The sequence below is a fragment of the Halobaculum sp. MBLA0143 genome, from assembly GCF_041361465.1.
Lineage (GTDB): Archaea > Halobacteriota > Halobacteria > Halobacteriales > Haloferacaceae > JAHENP01.
Map to the genome: position 1 here is coordinate 2,250,800 of NZ_JBGKAC010000001.1, position 16,406 is coordinate 2,267,205.

Annotated in this window: 19 protein-coding genes; 10 read left to right on the top strand and 9 right to left on the bottom strand. The window is 70.0% G+C overall.

The window, feature by feature from the left end; translation table 11 throughout:
• Window positions 1-11: 11 nt before the first annotated feature.
• The gene (locus RYH79_RS11650; protein ID WP_370899285.1) at window positions 12-920 is read right to left on the bottom strand and encodes an MBL fold metallo-hydrolase; all 909 of its coding nucleotides are present in this window, start codon (window positions 918-920) and stop codon (window positions 12-14) included.
• A 110-nt stretch (window positions 921-1,030) separates the two neighbouring features.
• Between RYH79_RS11650 and RYH79_RS11655 the strand changes: the two genes are divergently transcribed.
• The 3 genes from RYH79_RS11655 to RYH79_RS11665 all read left to right on the top strand — a co-directional run bounded on the left by RYH79_RS11655 (window position 1,031) and on the right by RYH79_RS11665 (window position 3,015).
• The gene (locus tag RYH79_RS11655) at window positions 1,031-1,222 is read left to right on the top strand and encodes a 30S ribosomal protein S17e (protein ID WP_370899287.1); all 192 of its coding nucleotides are present in this window, start codon (window positions 1,031-1,033) and stop codon (window positions 1,220-1,222) included.
• A gap of 126 nt (window positions 1,223-1,348) precedes the next feature.
• Window positions 1,349-2,470, top strand: a complete 1,122-nt coding sequence (locus RYH79_RS11660) for a DUF63 family protein (RefSeq protein ID WP_370899289.1) — start codon at window positions 1,349-1,351, stop codon at window positions 2,468-2,470.
• Between the two features lie 128 nt (window positions 2,471-2,598).
• Window positions 2,599-3,015 (top strand): hypothetical protein, encoded by a 417-nt coding sequence (locus RYH79_RS11665; protein ID WP_370899291.1) that lies wholly within the window; start codon window positions 2,599-2,601, stop codon window positions 3,013-3,015.
• Here the strand turns inward: RYH79_RS11665 and RYH79_RS11670 are convergent, their stop codons facing one another.
• From RYH79_RS11670 to RYH79_RS11680, 3 genes are all read right to left on the bottom strand, one after another.
• Entirely contained in the window at window positions 3,016-4,851 is a 1,836-nt protein-coding gene (locus tag RYH79_RS11670) for an acetyl-CoA carboxylase biotin carboxylase subunit (protein ID WP_370899293.1), read from the bottom strand.
• Between the two features lie 80 nt (window positions 4,852-4,931).
• A complete protein-coding gene (locus RYH79_RS11675; RefSeq protein ID WP_370899295.1) occupies window positions 4,932-5,102 on the bottom strand; it encodes a hypothetical protein in 171 nt (56 codons plus the stop codon).
• A gap of 136 nt (window positions 5,103-5,238) precedes the next feature.
• Window positions 5,239-5,676, bottom strand: a complete 438-nt coding sequence (locus RYH79_RS11680; RefSeq protein WP_370899297.1) for a DUF7960 family protein — start codon at window positions 5,674-5,676, stop codon at window positions 5,239-5,241.
• Window positions 5,677-5,822: 146 nt separating this feature from the next.
• On the opposite strand from RYH79_RS11680, the gene RYH79_RS11685 reads away from it, so the two are divergent.
• The 3 genes from RYH79_RS11685 (at window position 5,823) to RYH79_RS11695 (ending at window position 8,061) form a co-directional block, all read left to right on the top strand.
• Complete coding sequence (locus RYH79_RS11685) at window positions 5,823-6,284, top strand: FlaD/FlaE family flagellar protein (protein WP_370899299.1); 462 nt, start codon at window positions 5,823-5,825, stop codon at window positions 6,282-6,284.
• Between the two features lie 75 nt (window positions 6,285-6,359).
• A complete protein-coding gene (locus RYH79_RS11690) occupies window positions 6,360-7,421 on the top strand; it encodes an actin-like salactin (protein WP_370899301.1) in 1,062 nt (353 codons plus the stop codon).
• A gap of 7 nt (window positions 7,422-7,428) precedes the next feature.
• A complete protein-coding gene (locus RYH79_RS11695) occupies window positions 7,429-8,061 on the top strand; it encodes a hypothetical protein (protein ID WP_370899303.1) in 633 nt (210 codons plus the stop codon).
• Here the strand turns inward: RYH79_RS11695 and RYH79_RS11700 are convergent.
• From RYH79_RS11700 to azf, 4 genes are all read right to left on the bottom strand, one after another.
• The gene (locus RYH79_RS11700) at window positions 8,022-9,158 is read right to left on the bottom strand and encodes a CBS domain-containing protein (RefSeq protein WP_370899305.1); all 1,137 of its coding nucleotides are present in this window, start codon (window positions 9,156-9,158) and stop codon (window positions 8,022-8,024) included. The genes RYH79_RS11695 and RYH79_RS11700 overlap by 40 nt on opposite strands.
• 152 nt (window positions 9,159-9,310) lie before the next feature.
• A complete protein-coding gene (locus RYH79_RS11705) occupies window positions 9,311-9,634 on the bottom strand; it encodes a zinc ribbon domain-containing protein (RefSeq protein WP_370899307.1) in 324 nt (107 codons plus the stop codon).
• Window positions 9,635-9,697: 63 nt separating this feature from the next.
• A complete protein-coding gene (locus RYH79_RS11710; RefSeq protein ID WP_370899309.1) occupies window positions 9,698-10,741 on the bottom strand; it encodes a nucleoside hydrolase in 1,044 nt (347 codons plus the stop codon).
• A 107-nt stretch (window positions 10,742-10,848) separates the two neighbouring features.
• Window positions 10,849-11,622, bottom strand: coding sequence for an NAD-dependent glucose-6-phosphate dehydrogenase Azf (gene azf, locus RYH79_RS11715; protein ID WP_370899311.1), 774 nt, complete (start codon window positions 11,620-11,622; stop codon window positions 10,849-10,851).
• Window positions 11,623-11,878: 256 nt separating this feature from the next.
• On the opposite strand from azf, the gene RYH79_RS11720 reads away from it, so the two are divergent.
• The 4 genes from RYH79_RS11720 to RYH79_RS11735 all read left to right on the top strand — a co-directional run bounded on the left by RYH79_RS11720 (window position 11,879) and on the right by RYH79_RS11735 (window position 14,413).
• Window positions 11,879-12,241, top strand: a complete 363-nt coding sequence (locus RYH79_RS11720) for a dihydroneopterin aldolase family protein (protein ID WP_370899313.1) — start codon at window positions 11,879-11,881, stop codon at window positions 12,239-12,241.
• Window positions 12,238-12,402: a hypothetical protein gene (locus RYH79_RS11725; protein ID WP_370899315.1), complete on the top strand. Its 165-nt coding sequence runs from the start codon at window positions 12,238-12,240 to the stop codon at window positions 12,400-12,402. The genes RYH79_RS11720 and RYH79_RS11725 overlap by 4 nt, the downstream gene beginning before the upstream one ends.
• Before the next feature lie 58 nt (window positions 12,403-12,460).
• The gene (locus tag RYH79_RS11730) at window positions 12,461-12,883 is read left to right on the top strand and encodes a DUF5790 family protein (protein WP_370899317.1); all 423 of its coding nucleotides are present in this window, start codon (window positions 12,461-12,463) and stop codon (window positions 12,881-12,883) included.
• Between the two features lie 90 nt (window positions 12,884-12,973).
• On the top strand, window positions 12,974-14,413 hold the full coding sequence (locus tag RYH79_RS11735; RefSeq protein ID WP_370899319.1) for a CRTAC1 family protein: 1,440 nt from the start codon (window positions 12,974-12,976) through the stop codon (window positions 14,411-14,413).
• Window positions 14,414-14,423: 10 nt separating this feature from the next.
• Here the strand turns inward: RYH79_RS11735 and RYH79_RS11740 are convergent, their stop codons facing one another.
• Window positions 14,424-16,145, bottom strand: a complete 1,722-nt coding sequence (locus tag RYH79_RS11740; RefSeq protein ID WP_370899321.1) for a glutamate--tRNA ligase — start codon at window positions 16,143-16,145, stop codon at window positions 14,424-14,426.
• Between the last annotated feature and the right edge of the window lie 261 nt (window positions 16,146-16,406).

The window sequence follows — 16,406 nt, forward strand, 5'->3', positions numbered from 1 at the left end:
ACCGCGGCCGATCACGGCTCCGCGGCGCCGTCGAGGTAGCCCAGTACACCACGGGTGTTGAGCCGTTCTTCGGCGCGTGCCTTCTCTTCGCCCCACACCTCGATCAGGTCCCCGTCGACGGCGTCCGCGAACGACGCCACCACGCTCTCGTCGTCGGTCGCCTCCGCGCGGGCCCGGCGGACGTTCTCGACCCACTCGACGAGGGTGCGCTTGTACCCCGAGAACAACGAGTCACTGGCCGTGGTCGCGCCGAAGTGAGGGAAACACAGCGTCTCCGGGTCGAGCGCCGCGACCGTCTCCACGTCTGCGATGGCCCGATCCAGGTCGAACTGCGAGGGAGGTGTGGTCTGGCGGACGGCGTCCAACGCCGGGACGTAGATGCCGACGGCGTCGCCCGTGAACACGGCGTCGTCGCGGTCGTCGTGGAACACGACTTGGTGGGGGGCGTGGCCGGGAGCGTGGTGGGCCGTCAGCGTCCGGTCGCCCAGGTCAACCTCGTCACCGTCCGTCAGCGGGGCGATCCGGTCGGCCGGCACCGGCTCCGGGTCGACGTAGTACTCCCACTGCTCGCCGACGGCCGCCTTCGTCCCGGCGACGAGCCGGGAGGGATCGACGAGGTGGTCCAGGCCGATCTCGTGGACCCGGACTTCGGCGTCCGGGAACGCCTCCGCGAGGAAACCGGCCCCGCCGGCGTGGTCGAGGTGGACGTGTGTCGGTAAGATCAGCTCCGGCTCGACGCCCAGCTCCGCCAGCGCGTCCAGCACGCGGTCGTGGTGAGTGCCGATCCCGGTGTCGACGACTGCCGGCCGGTCGGCGTCGATCACGTACACTGCGCCGTAGCCGGGGGTGCCGTACATCCCGGTGTCGACGTAGTGGAGGTCGGTACACTCCGCGACGGTCGTCACGTCGCCGGCTGCCATACTGTGGCACGCGGCCGGGCGGGCGATAAGCGTTCGGAATCCGCGGGTCGACCCCGCGACGGCAGCGAGGAACGAACGGTTTTAGTGGCGGTTCGGCGTTACCTGTCCGTATGGCAATCAAGCCGAAGTACGTCAAGAAGACCGCCAGCCTCCTGCTGGAACGGTACCCGCAGTCGTTCAACGCCGACTTCGAGACCAACAAGGAACACGTCTCGGAGCTCACCAACGTGGAGTCGAAGTCCGTCCGCAACCGGATCGCCGGCTACATCACCCGACAGAAGGCCAACGCCGGTCCCGCCTGACGAACCGACCGCCAACGACGAACGCGGCCGAGACACGCGCCGACCGCCAGCGACACGAACGACGGAGGCACGCACCTCCCGCCAGACACCGACAGATTCTCACACACGGCCGACCCGTCGTCGGGTATGGCTACGGTCACGGACCGCGTCGACACGGACTTCTCGGCGACGACGCTGTGGGTCGCGAGCGCCGCCGCCGTCACGGCCGTCCTCGGCGTCGGCAGTCTGCTCGCTCCGGAGACGTTCTACGACGGCTTCCTCTGGCACTACTTCTGGGGGCCGGTCCAGGCGGACGCTCAGTCTGCCGTCTGTGCCGTCCGGCCCGGCAGCACCGTCCAGTACCTCTACAGCTCGGCGGAGTGTGCGGCCGCCGCCGAGCCGGTGGCGTACCCCGGCTACACTGTCGTGAGCGAGGTCGGCTACGCCGTCACCCTCGTGTTCGCGCTGTCGGGGGTCGTCCTCCTGCTCCGCCGGCTGGAGATCGCCGAGGACCCACGGTTCTTCTACGCGATGGTGCCGTTCTTCTTCCTCGGCGGGGCGCTCCGGGTCGTCGAGGACGCCGACAACGCCTCCGAGGCGGACGTGCTTCCGGAGCTCGTGAAGTCGTTGCTCATCAGCCCGATCATCTACTTCACGTTGTTCTTCCTCACGCTGACGATCGTCGCCGGCGCCGTCGTCGCGGTCCGGCGCGGGCTGCTCCCCGCCGTCGGCGACGGTGAGGGGTACGAGACGCCGATCCTCGTCGCCGGCAGCGCCGTCCTCGCGGGCACGCTGGGGTACCTCCTCCTGTTCGGGCTCTCGCCCGACAGCCCCGGCACGGTCTACCCCCAGGTGATCGCCACGATCCTGATCGTCGCCGTCGTGTCGACGGTCGCCACCTGGTACGGCACACGAGAACTACTGCCGTCGATCCACGGGGGCACCGGCGCCGCCGGCGTGGTCGTCGTGTTCGCCCACGCGTTGGACGGCGCCGCGAACGTGATCGGGCTGGACTACATGGTCGCGCTCGGCGCCGGCCCGAACCTCGTCCCGAAACACCCCGTCAACCAGTTCGTCGTCGACGTCGCCGGCGCCGCCTGGCCGTTCCTCCTCGTCAAGCTCGCGGCCGCCGTGTTCGTCCTCTCCGTGCTGGACGAGCCGTTGTTCGAGGAGTCACCCCGCTACGCCGTGTTGCTGCTGATCGCCGTGACCGCCGTCGGGCTCGGGCCCGGGACGCGGGACATGCTGCGGGCGACGATCGGGGTGTGACCGGCGGCGTCGCTGCTCGTTCCACACAGTTATTTAGACCTGACGACAGTTAGTCGCAGGGTAACGTGGGCGAACCTCGAACGGTGTTCTAGGACGAGAGAGTCGGCCTGACCGTCACGATCACCCTCGTGGCCGTCGTCGCATTGGGGGCGTCGCTGTACACGGCCGGGCGCTATCAAGAAACCGACGGCCCACCCATCGAGACGGACTGTCAGTACGACGAGCCGGCGGCGCAGTTGAGGTTCGAGGTGGAACGCGGGAGCGTCACGGAGAGGGAGTTCGACGGGCTCTGGGTGTACGTCGACGACGAACTGGCGTCGCTGTCCGGGCCACAGGGGCGCACCGACACCGGGGCGTGGGTGATCGACGGGAACGTGAGCGACGCCGCGGACTACCCCGTCGAGCGCGGGTCGACGGTGACCGTCCACGGCGTGGGTCCGGACTCGGACGTGTACGTGACCGTCGCGTGGGAGAACACCGAGGCGAACTCACTGACCGCGGCTGCCGACCCCGCGGCGGCGGACTGTTCGCGGGTGTCGGTGTAGCTACTCCAACACGAGCAACACGTCGCCCATGTCGACGCTGTCGCCCTCGGCGACGGGCACGTCCGTCACCGTGCCGCCGGCGTCGGCGGTGATGTCGTTCTCCATCTTCATCGCCTCCAGCACGCACACCACGTCGCCGGGGGCGACCTCGTCACCCTCCGACACCTCGACGGAGAGGAGCGTCCCCTGCATCTCCGCCGCCACGGTCTCGCCGTCGCCGACGGCGACCGTGTCGTCGTCGCCGTCGTCGTCCGTGGCCACGTCCGGCCGGTCGCGGCCGCCGCCGGTGTCGGGCGTTGGGATCGCGGGCGCGCCACGCTCTTCTAAGTTCACCTCGAAGCGCTTGCCGTTCACCTCGACGGTGAACTCGCGTTCGGTGGTCTCCTCGTCGTCGTCGGCGGTCGGGGCGTCACCGGTGCCGTACTCCTCCTGGGCGGCAGCGATGGCGTCTCTGTCGGCGTGTTCGTCGAGGTACTTCGTCGTGTGGGTGCCGCCGACGAAGGCGTCGTCGTCCGTCACCATCAGCCGGTGGAACGGGACGATCGTCACCACGCCCTCGACGTCGTACTCCTTGAGCGCGCGGGCCGAGCGAGCGAGACAGGTCTCCCGGTCCGGCCCGTGGACGATCAGCTTGGCGATCATCGAGTCGTAGTCCGTGACGAGGTCGTCGCCCTGCCGGAGCGCGTCGTCCACCCGGACGCCGATCCCACCCGGCGGGTCGTACACGTCGAGACTCCCCTCGTTCGCGGGCTGGAACTCGTCGGCGGCGTTCTCGGCGTTGATCCGGTACTCGACGGCGTGACCTTCCAACTCCACGTCGTCCTGTGTGAACGCGATCTCCTGGCCGGCGGCGATCTTCAGTTGCTCCTCGACGATATCGATCCCCGTCAGCTCCTCCGTGACGGTGTGTTCCACCTGGATCCGGGTGTTCACTTCGAGGAAGTAGAAGTCCGTCTCCGGACCGAGCAGTTCCCCGGGCTCGCGGTCGGGATCCTCCTCCACGAGGAACTCCACGGTGCCGGCGTTGGTGTAGCCGGCCTCGCGGACGCCGTCGCGGGCGGCCTCGCCGATCTGCTCGCGGAGCTCGTCCGACAGCGCCGGGCTCGGCCCCTCCTCGATCACCTTCTGGTGGCGACGCTGGAGCGAACAGTCGCGTTCGCCGAGGTGGCGGACGTTGCCGTGTTCGTCGGCGACGATCTGCACCTCGATGTGGCGGGGGGTCTCCAGGTACCGCTCCAGGTAGACGGAGTCGTTCGAGAAGTACGCCTCACCCTCGCGTTTGGCCGACTCCAGCTCCTCGGCGGCCTCCTCGGGGCCGCGGACGACCTTCATCCCACGGCCGCCGCCGCCGCCCTCCGCCTTGATGGCGACGGGGTAGCCGTTCTCCTCGCCGAACTCGCGGACGGTCTCCGCCTCGGTGACGGGCTCCGTCGTCCCCGGGACGATGGGGACGCCCGCCTCGTTCATGATCGAGCGCGCCTTCGTCTTCTCGCCGAGCGTCCGCATCGGGCCGGGGTCGGGTCCGACCCAGGTGATCCCCTCGGTGTCGGCGACCCGCCGGGCGAAGTCGGCGTTCTCCGCGAGGAAGCCGTAGCCGGGGTGGATCGCGTCTGCGCCCGCCTGCCGGGCGGCGTCGACGACCGCCTCGCCGTCGAGGTACGAGTCGGCAGCCCGCGCCGGGCCGACGTTGTACGCCTCGTCGGCGTACCGGACGTGACCGCCGTGGCGGTCCGGGTCGCTGTAGACCGCGACCGTGTCGATCCCCAGATCCTCACAGGCACGCATCACGCGGACGGCGATCTCTCCACGATTTGCGACGAGCACCTTGTCGAACATCCTTGCCACCAGTTCGCGCAAAACCTACCTCAATCCGTCGGTCTACGACGACGGGGAGTCGCCGGGGCACCGGTCGGACGCTACGGCGGCGACTCGGGAAACTCCAGCGGCTCTCCGTCGGTGCCGTCCGTCTCGTCGGCGACCTCGTCGACCAGATCGTACTCCAGCTCGGCGAGCCGCTCCGCGACCGGGCTGTCGCGGTTGATCTGGTACAACGGGCTCCCACTCACCTCTCGCGTCTGCTCGACCACGCCGAGGTCGATCGGTATCGGGCTCGTCCGAGAGAAGGGTCGTGGGACTGTGACGCTGAAGAGTGTACAAGATGGAAAGCGGTTCCTCGAACGCTTCGACGAGGACGACGACTACGCCTGGTTCTACCGAACCCGATCACTCCCGCACGCCCAACTCCGACAACGCCAACTGCACGAGCCGCGCTTCCACCAGGTCCCGTTCCTCCGTCATCGGGTCGTCGGCGGCGGTGACGGTGTCTGCGGCCTCGGACAGCATCCGTTCTTCCAGCTCCGTCTGGTCGGGCTCGCCGCGGGTGTCGTTCAGGAGTGCCTCGAAGTCCTCCCGGAGGTCGAAGTCGGCGCGGGCGACGTTACACCGCGACAACGGGGACATCCCGGTCTCCAGGACGAGGTCTCGGACGACGGCCCAGTCGGACTCGCAGAACTCCAGGGTGACGGCGCCGACGACGTCTCGCCAGGCGATTGGGTCGCCGTTCTCCATCAGCTGGATCGCGCGGGGCGGCACCGCGACCCGGTGGGCCGTGTCGGGGTCGTCACACAGACAGCAGGGCTGCTGGGTGCGTCCGGTGTACACGTCGACAGACAGGAGCCGCGGCGACAAGTCCCCGTCGGTCGGGCGTCTGCCGGACGGCAGACAGTTCTCGCGGACGATACGCCCAGGACAAGACCTTTAGCCCAGTTGGTCGAACCCTGTGGTAGCCGCGAGAGCGGGAACCCAGTATGCTCGACCCGAAGGAGTACGACCCGGAGGAGCTGCGAACGCTGGCGGGCGCAGCGAGCCCGACGGCGGAGCCGACCGACGAGGAGCGCCGCTGGGCAGAGCCCGCGGACTTCCTCGGCCAGGCAGAAGCGAGCGCGATGGCGGCGCAGCTGGGGGACGTCTACTACCTCCAGGCGGCACAGGGCGGCGCCGAGCGGCCGTACCTCTCGGCGCTGCCTGCCGCCGCCCCGGGGGCGCGACTGGCGCTCGACTGGCTGGAGTTCCTCGTCGCCGTCGGCGGCCACGACCGTGCCGAGGAGGCGCTGGACTACTACCAGCGCGTCCAGTGGATCGGCGCCGACGCGAGCGAGACGCTGGCGGAGCTGTTGCCCGGGCTGTCGGCCGGCGGCGACGACCGCCTCCGACCGGCACACCACCGGACCAGCCTCCTGTTCGTCGCTCGCCTCGCCGCCCTCCGGTGAGACTCTCGGGCCCACGCGGCAGACGGCACTGGACGGATCGAACGACCACCACGGCCACGACCACGGTCACCAGAAATGTCAACAGAAGACGACGAGACGGACGGATTCGAGAGTTCGCAGTCGGTCCCGGTCGGCGTGAAGCTGGGGTCGACGCGGACGGTCGTACGCTACCCCGACGCGGCGGGCGAGACGCAGACGGTCAGGACCCTCACCTGTCTGGCGACGTACGAGGACGCCATCACCGGCTCCGAGCGGGTGTTGTTCGGCGAGCAGGCGGCCGCCGAGTACCCGAATCGGGTGGAGTTCATGCTCCGGTCGGGACTGCCCGAGGACGACGAGCGGACGGAACTGGCACGGCGGTACTTCGACGAACTCGTCGAGACGAACGGTGTCCCGCAGGACAGCACCGTCGTGTACGCCATCCCGACGATCGACAACGAGGCCGGACTCCGGAACCTCTCGGCGGTGATCGAGGAGTCGGCCATCGGGACGGTGGAGATGCGGTCGTACCCGGAGTCGCTGTGTAGCGCCATCCCGGCGATGGGCGACGGGGTCGAGGCTATCGACGACGTGTTCGTCGCGGTCAACATGGGCTCGACCAACCTGGAGGCGTGCGCCTACCGACGGGGCGAACAGCTGCTCCCCTTCTCCACCGGCTCGGTGACGGGCAACGCCGTCGACCGGCGGATCGTCAACAACGTCGAAGAGGAGACCCAGGGGCGCGTCCACGTCGACCTCACGACCGCCCGCGAGTACAAGGAAGAACACGGCAGTGTCGGCGGCTTCGAGCCGTTCTCGGACGTGGTCCAACAGCCCGGCGGCGGCTCGCACGAGTTCACCATCGAGGAGTCCGTCCCGGACGCGCTGAACTGGTACGTCGACGAGGCGGTCGACCGCGTCGCCAACGAGTTCCTGCCGGACTTCGCCAACGAGTACATGAAGCCGTACCAGATGGCGTTGTCGAGCCCCATCGCGCTCACCGGCGGGATGGCGTGTCTCCCGGGGCTCCCGGAGGCGTTCGAGGAACGACTCGCCGCGGAGCTCGACCGCGAGGTGGACGTCGTGACGCCGCCCGCGCCGGACACGGCCGCCGCCGAAGGGGCGATGCGGATTGCCAAGCGACTCACCGGCGACTGAGCCGGGCGTGGACGGGAGTTCGCGGGCGGCCCGTCCGGACGGCGGGGGGGTGCCGGAGCGTGTCGCCGCGCTCACCTACGCCGGCGAGGAGCCGACTGCGACGCTGCCCGTCCGGGACGGCTGTGTCGTCGCCACGACCCACCGACTGCTCGTGTACACGCCCGAGGGAGACGGGGCGAACCTCCGGGCGGTCGAAGCGCCGAACGTCGTCGGCTTCGCGGCCGGCGTCCGCGGCCGGCCGACGGTCCAACGTGTCGGCGTGTTCGGCGTGTTGGCGGGACTCACCGGGCTCGTCGCCGGGCGGCTCGTCGACTTCGAGAGCCCGGCAGACGCCGTCCCGACGGACGTTGGCGTGCTCGGTGTCGGGGGGCTCTTCCGGACGATCGCGGACGCGGTCGCGTTGTTGACGCTACTGGACGAGGCGCTGACGTTGTTCGGCGCGGTCGCACTGCTGGCGGGTGGGGTCGCGCTCGCGGCCGCCGTCGCCGGACGACGGCAGACGGTGGTCGTCGCGGTCGCCGGCGGGCCGGACGTGCAGGTGCCGGCCGGACGCACGGACGCCGACGACGTGCGGGCGTTCGCAGAACGGGTCGGGGTCGACTACAGCCCGCCCAGCTTCCGGATGAGCTGGCCGCGGTAGCGCTCGTCGGCCACGACGCCCTTCAGCTCCAACACGTTCCGCTCCAGCTTGTCGAGGGCCACTCGGAAGGCGTTCTCGGCGCCGTACCCCTCGCCGGAGCCGGCGACCTGGCCGTGGCTCGTCCGCAGCCGGATCTGACACTGGAGCAACGGCGTCCCGCGCAGCTTCTCTTTGTGTTCGTGGAACCGAACGTGTGCGTGGACGACCGTCATCTCCTGGTACTTCTCGGCCACCTCGGCGATGGAGCTACGCACGGCCTCGCGGTCGAGCGTCTCCAGTAGGGCCACGTTCGTGATCTGCACGTCCAGCGTCTCTTCTTCGGTGAACGTCAGCGCGCGCAGCACGTCCGTCTTGGTGACGACCCCCGTCGCGTCGTCGTCTGTGTCGCCGGTGACGACCAAGCCCGCCACGTCGTCGTCCAGCATCCGCTGGACGGCCGCCTCGGTGGTCTCGTCCGTCGTCGCGGTGATCACCGGCGCGGTCATCAGGTCGTACACCGGGATGTCCAGCATCCGGTCTAGGTCGCCGCTGCGGTCACCCCGCCCCTGGCGGTCGTCGTCGCGGACGACGAAGTCCACGATGTCGTGGGGAGTGAGGATCCCCGTGAGTCCGCCGTCGTCGACGACCGGGAGCCGGGAGATGCCGTGTTCTCGGAGCCGGTTGATCGCCTGGCCGACGTTGGCGTCCTCGTGGATCGTGATCGGCTCTTCCGTGTAGATGTCGCCGACAGTGATCGCGTCGAGGCTGTCGAGCACTGCCTCCAAGATGGCATCGGCCGTCACGACGCCGTACAGGCCGCCGTCGTCGTAGACGGGCGCCAGCTTCACGCCCCCTTCGACGAGCACGCGGGCCACCTCGCGCACGTCCTCCCCGCGGTCGACCGAGGGCGCGGACTTCGCCAGCGCCGACGCCTTCGTCTTCTCTTCGACACGAGACCGGATCAGGTCCCGCTCGCCGATCACGCCCGTCACCTCGCCGTCCGCGACGACGACGACCCCGCGGGGCGCGTCACGGTCGAACAACGACTGAATCTGCCCCAGTCGCTCGTCGGGGGCGACCTCCACGAACTCCTGGACGGCAATGTCGGTGATATCCATGGGTCTCCCTGGAGGTACGCCGCGCCGTGTCTTCAATATTCGTTTCTCACTCGTCGTCTGGGACTCGACGACAGATTCGACTCACGACCGCGTTCGCGGCCGTCTCGCGGCCCCTCTCGCCGGGGTGGAGCACCGCGAGCGTCTCGCGGTCGTCACTCCCCGTCCGGCTCCGTCCCACACGCCGGACACGTCTCACCGGGCGCCCGCAACACCCCACACGACGGACAGCCGACGGGGCCGGAACTCCGGGCGGGCGGCCCGTCGGTCCCGTCCGACAGGAACGGGTTCGCGTCACTGCCAGGGCCGACGACCCCGCCCGGGCCACGGTCCACCTCGGCGCGGGCCAACACCTCGTCGACGAGCCGGTCGTCACGCAGACGGAGCAGTCCGCGCCACAGCCCCAGGAACAACAACGACGGAACGAGGGTCATCCCCAGTGTGACCAGGAGCGCGAGGACTGCGGAACTCGGTGCCACGACAACTGTTCACAGGCCGCAATCGGCTTCAGCCTGACGCCGGCCGTCGTGGCGACTGTCCGGTTACTCCTCGGTCGTCTCCGGCGCTACGGGGCGTCGACGATCCGGGTCCCGCGCCAGCAGGAGCCCGCCGAGCCGCTCGCGGAACGCCGTCGGGTCCACCGCGCGGACGACGCGCGTCGGCGTGTGTGTGTCGTTCTCTCCTGCCGCATCGGACGCGTCGTTCGCCTCCGGCGCGTCGGGCGCGCTGTCGAACACGCTGTGGCCGCGGGTGAGCCCCTCGCGGTCGTCCACCCGGACCGCGCCGGTCGCGGTCTCCGCCACGAGTTCCGGGTGGGCCGCGACCGCCGCCGCGAGCGCGTCCGGCTGTGCCACCCGTTCCGGGCCGGGTGTCGTCCGGCTCCGCTCGCGGGCCGTCGCCGTCGCCGCGGTGAAAAAGTCCGCCAGCTCCGTGTCGGCGGCCGCGATCCGGTCGAGCGTCGCCGCCGACAGTGCGCCGTCGCGCAGCGTCACCCCCCAGTCGACGAGCGTGACCGGCAGCTCCGCACAGACGAGTCTGGCCGCGTCCGGGTCCGCCCAGAAGTTGTACTCCGCCGCCGGCGTGACGTTGCCCGCGTGGTGGATCGCCCCGCCCATCAGCCACACCCCCGCCAGCCGCTCGGCGACGCTCGGGTCCCGGCGCCACGCCTCCGCCAGGTTCGTCGCCGGGCCGATCGCCACCACGGCCAGTTCGCCCGCGTGCTCTCGCGAGAGCCGGAGGATCGTCTCCGGACCGTACTCCCCCGTCGGGGACGCGGTCGTGTCGTGGTCCACGTCTCCCAGCCCCGTCTCGCCGTGCACCCCCGCCGCGTGCTCCCACGACTTCGCCAACGGACGCCGCGCGCCCGCCGCGACCGGCACGTCCGCGTCCACGAGCGACAGCGTGTGTGCCGCGTTGTTCAGCTGTGCGTCGAAGTCGACGTTGCCCGCGACGACCGTCACCGCGCGCACGTCCAGTCGATCCGTCTGGAGCGCGTACAGCAGGGCCTGGGCGTCGTCGCTCGCCGTGTCCGTGTCGACTACCGTCGGTACTGGGTCGGCTGTGGGTCGGTCTCGGGTTCCTGCCACTGGGTGGGCCCTCGTCCCCCGGTCACTCGGTCTTTCGGGTCGGACGACTCGCCCGACGGCCGCCCGGGCGCGTCACACACGGCAGAGACGGGTCGTACGAGCGAGAGTCACTTCGGTTCGCCGGCGAAGGTGTACTCCGCGGAGTCGTCTTGCGGGTCGTACCCCAACACCTCGCGGGCCCGGTCGATGGAGTAGTACTTCCGTTCGTTGTCGGAGATACCGTAGACGATCTCGAACTCGTAGTCGGCGGACAGACAACAGTCGAACAGGTGGGCGCAGTCGCGGTGTGACAGCCACATCGCCTGGCCGCGCTCGTACTCGATCGGCGGGTGGCCCTCGGTGAGGTTGCCGATCCGGACGCACGCCACCGAGAGGTCGGAGTGGTCGTAGAAGTGCCGCCCGATCAGCTCGCCGGCCGCCTTCGAGACGCCGTACTCGTTGGACGGCCGAGGGAGTTCCGTGCCGTCGAGACGGAGGTCGTCGTCGGTGCGGTACATCGCGGGGGTACGGTCGTCCGTCTCGTAGGCGCCGACGGCGTGGTTGGAGGAGGCGAACACGACCGTCTCCACATCCGTCTCGGCCGCGACCTCGAAGACGGCGTGGGTCCCGTCGATGTTGTTCGTGAGGACGGAGTCCCACGGGGCCTTCGGCCGGGGGTCGCCCGCGAGGTGGACGACGGCACCGACGCCCGACAGTGCCTCCCGGAGCGCGTCCCGGTCGGTCACGTCGCCGACGAACACGTCCGACTCGTCGACGCCGGCCGGTGTCGACGCCGGGGGTTCGAGATCGAACAGCCGCCAGTCGTACGTCTCCCCCAGCCCGTCGAGGATCGCGGTCCCCACCCGCCCGCCAGCACCCGTGAGAAGCACCGGGTCGTCCATTCGAGTACGACTCCGCGAGGCGAGGGTAAATATCGGACGGTCCGGCGTCGCCGCCGCCACAGCGGCACGCAGTCGGCGCACACTCGACGCGGTAGCGTGCAGTCGGGCACGGAGGCGCACACTCGACGCCGGGGCGCACATCCGGCGCCGCGGTGCACGTTCGGGTCGCGGCACCGACACGACACCGACACCGCCGCGGGCGGCCGCCGTCGCTCCGTGACGACAGCGTTACCTCGGCGACGGCCCAGCGACTCGTATGGCCACCGACCCACAGCAGGCGTGTTTCGAGGCGGGGATCAAGTTCGGTTCGCTGTACCACCAGTTCGCGGGGACACCGGTGTCGCCCGACAGCACACGGTCGTTGGAGACGGGGATCGCGGAGTCGATCGAGAACCAGCCCCACTGCGAGGCGGTGACCGTCGAGGTCGACGACGAGGCCGTCGCGGCCGACATCGACCACGAGAACGGCTACACGGAGCTGTCGGGCCACCTGATGGAAGTGGAGATGCGGATCGAGTACGCGGACGTGACCGTCCACACCCGGATGGAGATGGAAGACGGCTACCCCCGGATGAAGCTGGTCGACGTCGAGACCGACGAGGGAGAGCAGCCGGCGTGAACGGACGACTGGTCGGCGTCTGGGTCGTCGCGGTCGTCGTCGGCTACGGGCTGGCGCCGTCTCTCGCGCCGGACCCGACGGGCCTGGTGACGCTGGCCGTCGGCACCGGGCTGACCGTCGCGTTCGGTGCTGCCGGGCGTCGCCTCGTCCGGGCCGAGTGACCGATTACTTCCACTCGCGGCCGACGCTTTATACCTCGTTCCGGCGTAGTGCCGGGGTATGGGACAGACCACGTTCGACGACGACGAGCTGTTGGACGAGGCGACCGACGAGAAGCGCGAAGTCGTCCGGGAACACCTCGCAGACGCCCGGGCAGAGCTACCGACCGCCGACGCGGTCTGGGAGACGGACGCCGACAACGTCCTCGGCGCGCTCAACGGACTGTCGGCCGCACTGGACACGGACGCCGCCGTCGAGCCGCTACGCCAGGCCCGCAAGGAGTTCCTCCTGGGTCGGCAGGCCGGCGTGTTCGAGGAGAGTGACGAGCTCGGCGAGGAGATCGAGGCGGCCGTCGAGCTCGTCGACAGCCTCCAGGAGGCCCACGAGCGTGTCGGAGAGCTGACCAGTACGGTCCCGAAGCTCCGCAGCGACCTCCAGGACGCTCACGCGGAAGCCGACGACGCCGGAGCCCCCGAGGCGTAACGCTCACTCGGACGTTCTCTCCCGCGGGAAGGCGGGGATCCGTCGTTTCGGACCCTTACGCTGAAATGCTCGCAGTTCCGACCGTGTCGCGTGTTCGTCGACCGGTCCGACAGAGTACGTCCGCAGGCGGCGTTCAAGGGGTACGGCGTAGCGGTCACCCCGGGTGTGAACGGTCCGTGTGCGTTCGTCGCCGGCCACGGCTGTGCCAACCGGTTGTACACCTGGCGAGACGGTCGACTCCGCGACGTGGCGCCGAGGCCGCTCGCCGACGACGGCAGTCACGCGGTCGGGGTCGCCGCCGGCGACGTGGACGCCGACGGCCGCGAGGAACTGTACGTCCACGACACGGACAGCTACGAGGGGGAGACGACCGACACGGACCGGTTGTTGGACCCCGTCGGCGACCCGGCAGACGACCCCGACGGGCGGTGGCGCGACCTGTTCGGCCGCGAGATCAACGCCGGCCGCGACAACTTCCGGGCCGGGCGGTCCGTCGCCGTGCTGGATCGTTACGGCACCGGTCGCTACGGTGTCGCCGTCGCCAACCACGGCGAACCGTCGCGCTTCTACGAGGTGGGCGAGGACGGCGAGATCTCCGACATGGCCGCCGAGGTCGGCATCCGAGTGGCCGACCGCGGCCGGTCGCTGCTGGCCGGCCCCATCGTCTCCGACCGGACGGACCTGTTCGTCGGCGTCCAGAACGGCCCGAACCGGCTGTTCCGCAACGAGGGGGGCCACTTCACGGAGGTGGCCGCCGAGATGGGTGTCGACGCTCCGGACGTGAACGCCCGCGGCGTCACCCTCTCGAACGAACTCCTGGCCGTCTGCTCGTGGGAGGGGCCGAACCAACTGTTCCGGCCGGCCGACGCCGTCGGTGTCGAGACGGGCGACGGCGTCGATACCGAGGTGAGTGAGGCTACCGGCTGGCGTGCCGACGGCGGGTGGTTCGAGGACTGCACGCCCGCGGTGTTCGCCGAGCCCTCTCGGGTCCGGACGGTCGTGGCGACGGACTTCGACAACGACGGCCGCGACGAACTGTTCGTCAACGCCCTGGGCACGGCCAACCGACTGTTCCGACACCACGACACCCCCGACGGGCCGCGACTGGAGTCGATCGACCCCGGGCCGGCCGCCGAGCCGCGCGGGCTCGGCACCGGCGCGGCCGTCGCCGACTTCGACGGGGACGGCGTCCGCGAGCTGCTCGTCGTCCACGGCGAAGTCGAACCCCGGCCCGTGTCGCTGTACGCCGTCGCCGACCCCGGCGACCGATTCGTCCGGGTCCGGCCGCTGACGAGCGCCGGCGCTCCCGCCCGCGGCGCTGCCGTCGTCTTGGAGACGGACGAGTGGCGCCACCGCCGAATCGTCTGTGCCGGCTCCGGCTACCTCTGTCAGATGGAGCCGGTCGCACACTTCGGGCTCGGCGACGCGACGCCGGAGCGACTCACCGTGCAGTGGCCGGACGGCCGGACGGAGACCGTGACCGACCCTGCGGTCGGCCGGGCGTACGAACTGGACCACCCCGCCGGGTGACACCCGGCGTTCAGGGGTGTGCGTAGTAGGCGACCGCCGTCTCGTCGCCGGCCGGCTCGTCGATCCGGGCGAAGCCGACCCGTTCGAACTGGACGAGGTCGTCGGTCTCGTACTCGACCAGCCGCGGCTCTGCGCGACCGGTCACGTCGCCGTCGGGCGTCCGCATCACGACCGGCTCGCTGTCGTCGGCCGACACCCAGTGGACGACCGGCACCCCCTCTTCGCGCACGACTGTGATGTCCTGGCCGTCCCACGCGAGACCGTCGCCGTCCCGGCGGAGACAGCCGAACCCCTTCAGCCACACCCGCTCGCCGTCGGCGGGCACGTCGTCCGGCTCCAACAGGACCGCGTCACCGACCGGAATCTCGCGGGTCCCGCGGTCCTCGTGGTCCGGGTGGACCGGCGGGTGGCCCGCCTCGGGGTGGTCGCCGGTCACCGGCAGCCGCTGGCCGTCGCGGACGAAGAACAGCCGATCCGTCTCGTCGTCCACGAGGTCGCGGTTGTGAGCGTACACGGACGACATCGCCAGGTCCACGTCCGAGGTGGACATCCCCAGTTCCACCATCGCGTCCACGATGGCCCGACCGCGGACCCCCCGTCGGCGCAGCGAGGCGATCGTCGGCGCTCGTGGGTCGTCCCAGCCCGTCAGCTCCCCGTCGTCGATCAGCTCGGCGATGCTCGACGTGGACACTTTCACGTCGTACTCGTCGAACTGGACGTGGCCCCAGTGGAGCACCTCGGGGTACTCCCAGTCGAAGTAGTCGTAGACGAACTGCTGGCGCTTGGCGGAGTCCTGGAGGTCGATCCCACGGATGATGTGACTCACGCCCGTCAGGTGGTCGTCGATTCCGGACTGGAAGTCCAGCATCGGCCAACACCGGTACTCCGCCGCCGCCTCGCGCGGGTGCGGCGTGTCGATCATCCGGAAGGCGACGAAGTCCCGCAGCGCCGGGTTCTTGTGCTCGATGTCCGTCTTCACCCGCAACACCATCTCGCCGGCGTCGTACTCGCCGGCGACCATCGCGTCGAACTCCTCGTGAACCGTCTCGACTCCCTTCTCCCGGTGGGGACACGCCTCCGCGTCGGCCTTCAGCCCGCGGAACTCCTCTGCCGGGCAGGAACACGTGTACGCGCCGCCGCGGTCGATCAGCTCTCGTGCGTGGTCGTAGTACGTCTCCAACCGGTCCGACGCCCGGATCACCTCGTCCGGCTCGAACCCGAGGTAGTCGACCGCCTCCAAGATCGCGTCGTAGGCGTCCAGATCCGGCCGTTTCGTCTCCGGGTCCGTGTCGTCGAACCGGACGACGAACTCCCCGTCGTAGCGTTCCTTGTACGTCCCGATGACCGACGGCATCCTGACGTGCCCCAGGTGCCACGGTCCGTTCGGGTTCGGCGCCGCCCGCATCCGCACCGTGTCGTAGTCGTCGACGTTCGGCAGATCCGGGAGTGCCCGGTCGTCTTCCTCGTCGTCCGCCTCCAGCTCGGCGAGCCGGTCCGGCGCCACCTCCGCGAGCCGGTCGCGTCGCTGCGTCTCGTCCATCTCCGCCACCTCCCCGACGGCCGGGGCGGCGACGCCCGCCACCTCGTCGCCGTGCTCCCGGAACTCCGGGTTCTCGCCCATCAGCGGGCCGAGAATGGCGCCCACCTCCGGGTCGGAGTCGTGTTTGACCGCGTTCAACAACGCGTGGAGCTGTGCCTCCTCGCGGACACGGTCGCGTAACGCCTCGTCCATACGACCGCTACTGCACGCCCCCGGATAACTGACGCGGATTCCGTCATCTGGGAGGTCCGTCTCGGCTCGAACTGTCCGTGTGCGTGTGGAGAGTCGGTGTCCCACCGGCCCCGTCGTGGCCGAACGGCACACCCGGGTAGGGGTACTCGTGGGTAGGTGTCACACGGTATTGAGGCTGACGGGCGTTCTACTCGGTGGAGTCGTCTCCCGTCGGCACCGACCGCAGACCTGCGGGACTCCGACCTCGTCGGGCCACGGGAC

What these genes read in the sequence shown, in the direction of transcription:
- RYH79_RS11650 (WP_370899285.1), bottom strand. Translation starts at nt 920, where the DNA reads ATGGCAGCCGGCGACGTGACGACCGTCGCGGAGTGTACCGACCTCCAC.
- RYH79_RS11655 (WP_370899287.1), top strand. Translation starts at nt 1,031, where the DNA reads ATGGCAATCAAGCCGAAGTACGTCAAGAAGACCGCCAGCCTCCTGCTG.
- RYH79_RS11660 (WP_370899289.1), top strand. Translation starts at nt 1,349, where the DNA reads ATGGCTACGGTCACGGACCGCGTCGACACGGACTTCTCGGCGACGACG.
- RYH79_RS11670 (WP_370899293.1), bottom strand. Translation starts at nt 4,851, where the DNA reads ATGTTCGACAAGGTGCTCGTCGCAAATCGTGGAGAGATCGCCGTCCGC.
- RYH79_RS11685 (WP_370899299.1), top strand. Translation starts at nt 5,823, where the DNA reads ATGCTCGACCCGAAGGAGTACGACCCGGAGGAGCTGCGAACGCTGGCG.
- RYH79_RS11690 (WP_370899301.1), top strand. Translation starts at nt 6,360, where the DNA reads ATGTCAACAGAAGACGACGAGACGGACGGATTCGAGAGTTCGCAGTCG.
- RYH79_RS11700 (WP_370899305.1), bottom strand. Translation starts at nt 9,158, where the DNA reads ATGGATATCACCGACATTGCCGTCCAGGAGTTCGTGGAGGTCGCCCCC.
- azf (WP_370899311.1), bottom strand. Translation starts at nt 11,622, where the DNA reads ATGGACGACCCGGTGCTTCTCACGGGTGCTGGCGGGCGGGTGGGGACC.
- RYH79_RS11720 (WP_370899313.1), top strand. Translation starts at nt 11,879, where the DNA reads ATGGCCACCGACCCACAGCAGGCGTGTTTCGAGGCGGGGATCAAGTTC.
- RYH79_RS11730 (WP_370899317.1), top strand. Translation starts at nt 12,461, where the DNA reads ATGGGACAGACCACGTTCGACGACGACGAGCTGTTGGACGAGGCGACC.
- RYH79_RS11740 (WP_370899321.1), bottom strand. Translation starts at nt 16,145, where the DNA reads ATGGACGAGGCGTTACGCGACCGTGTCCGCGAGGAGGCACAGCTCCAC.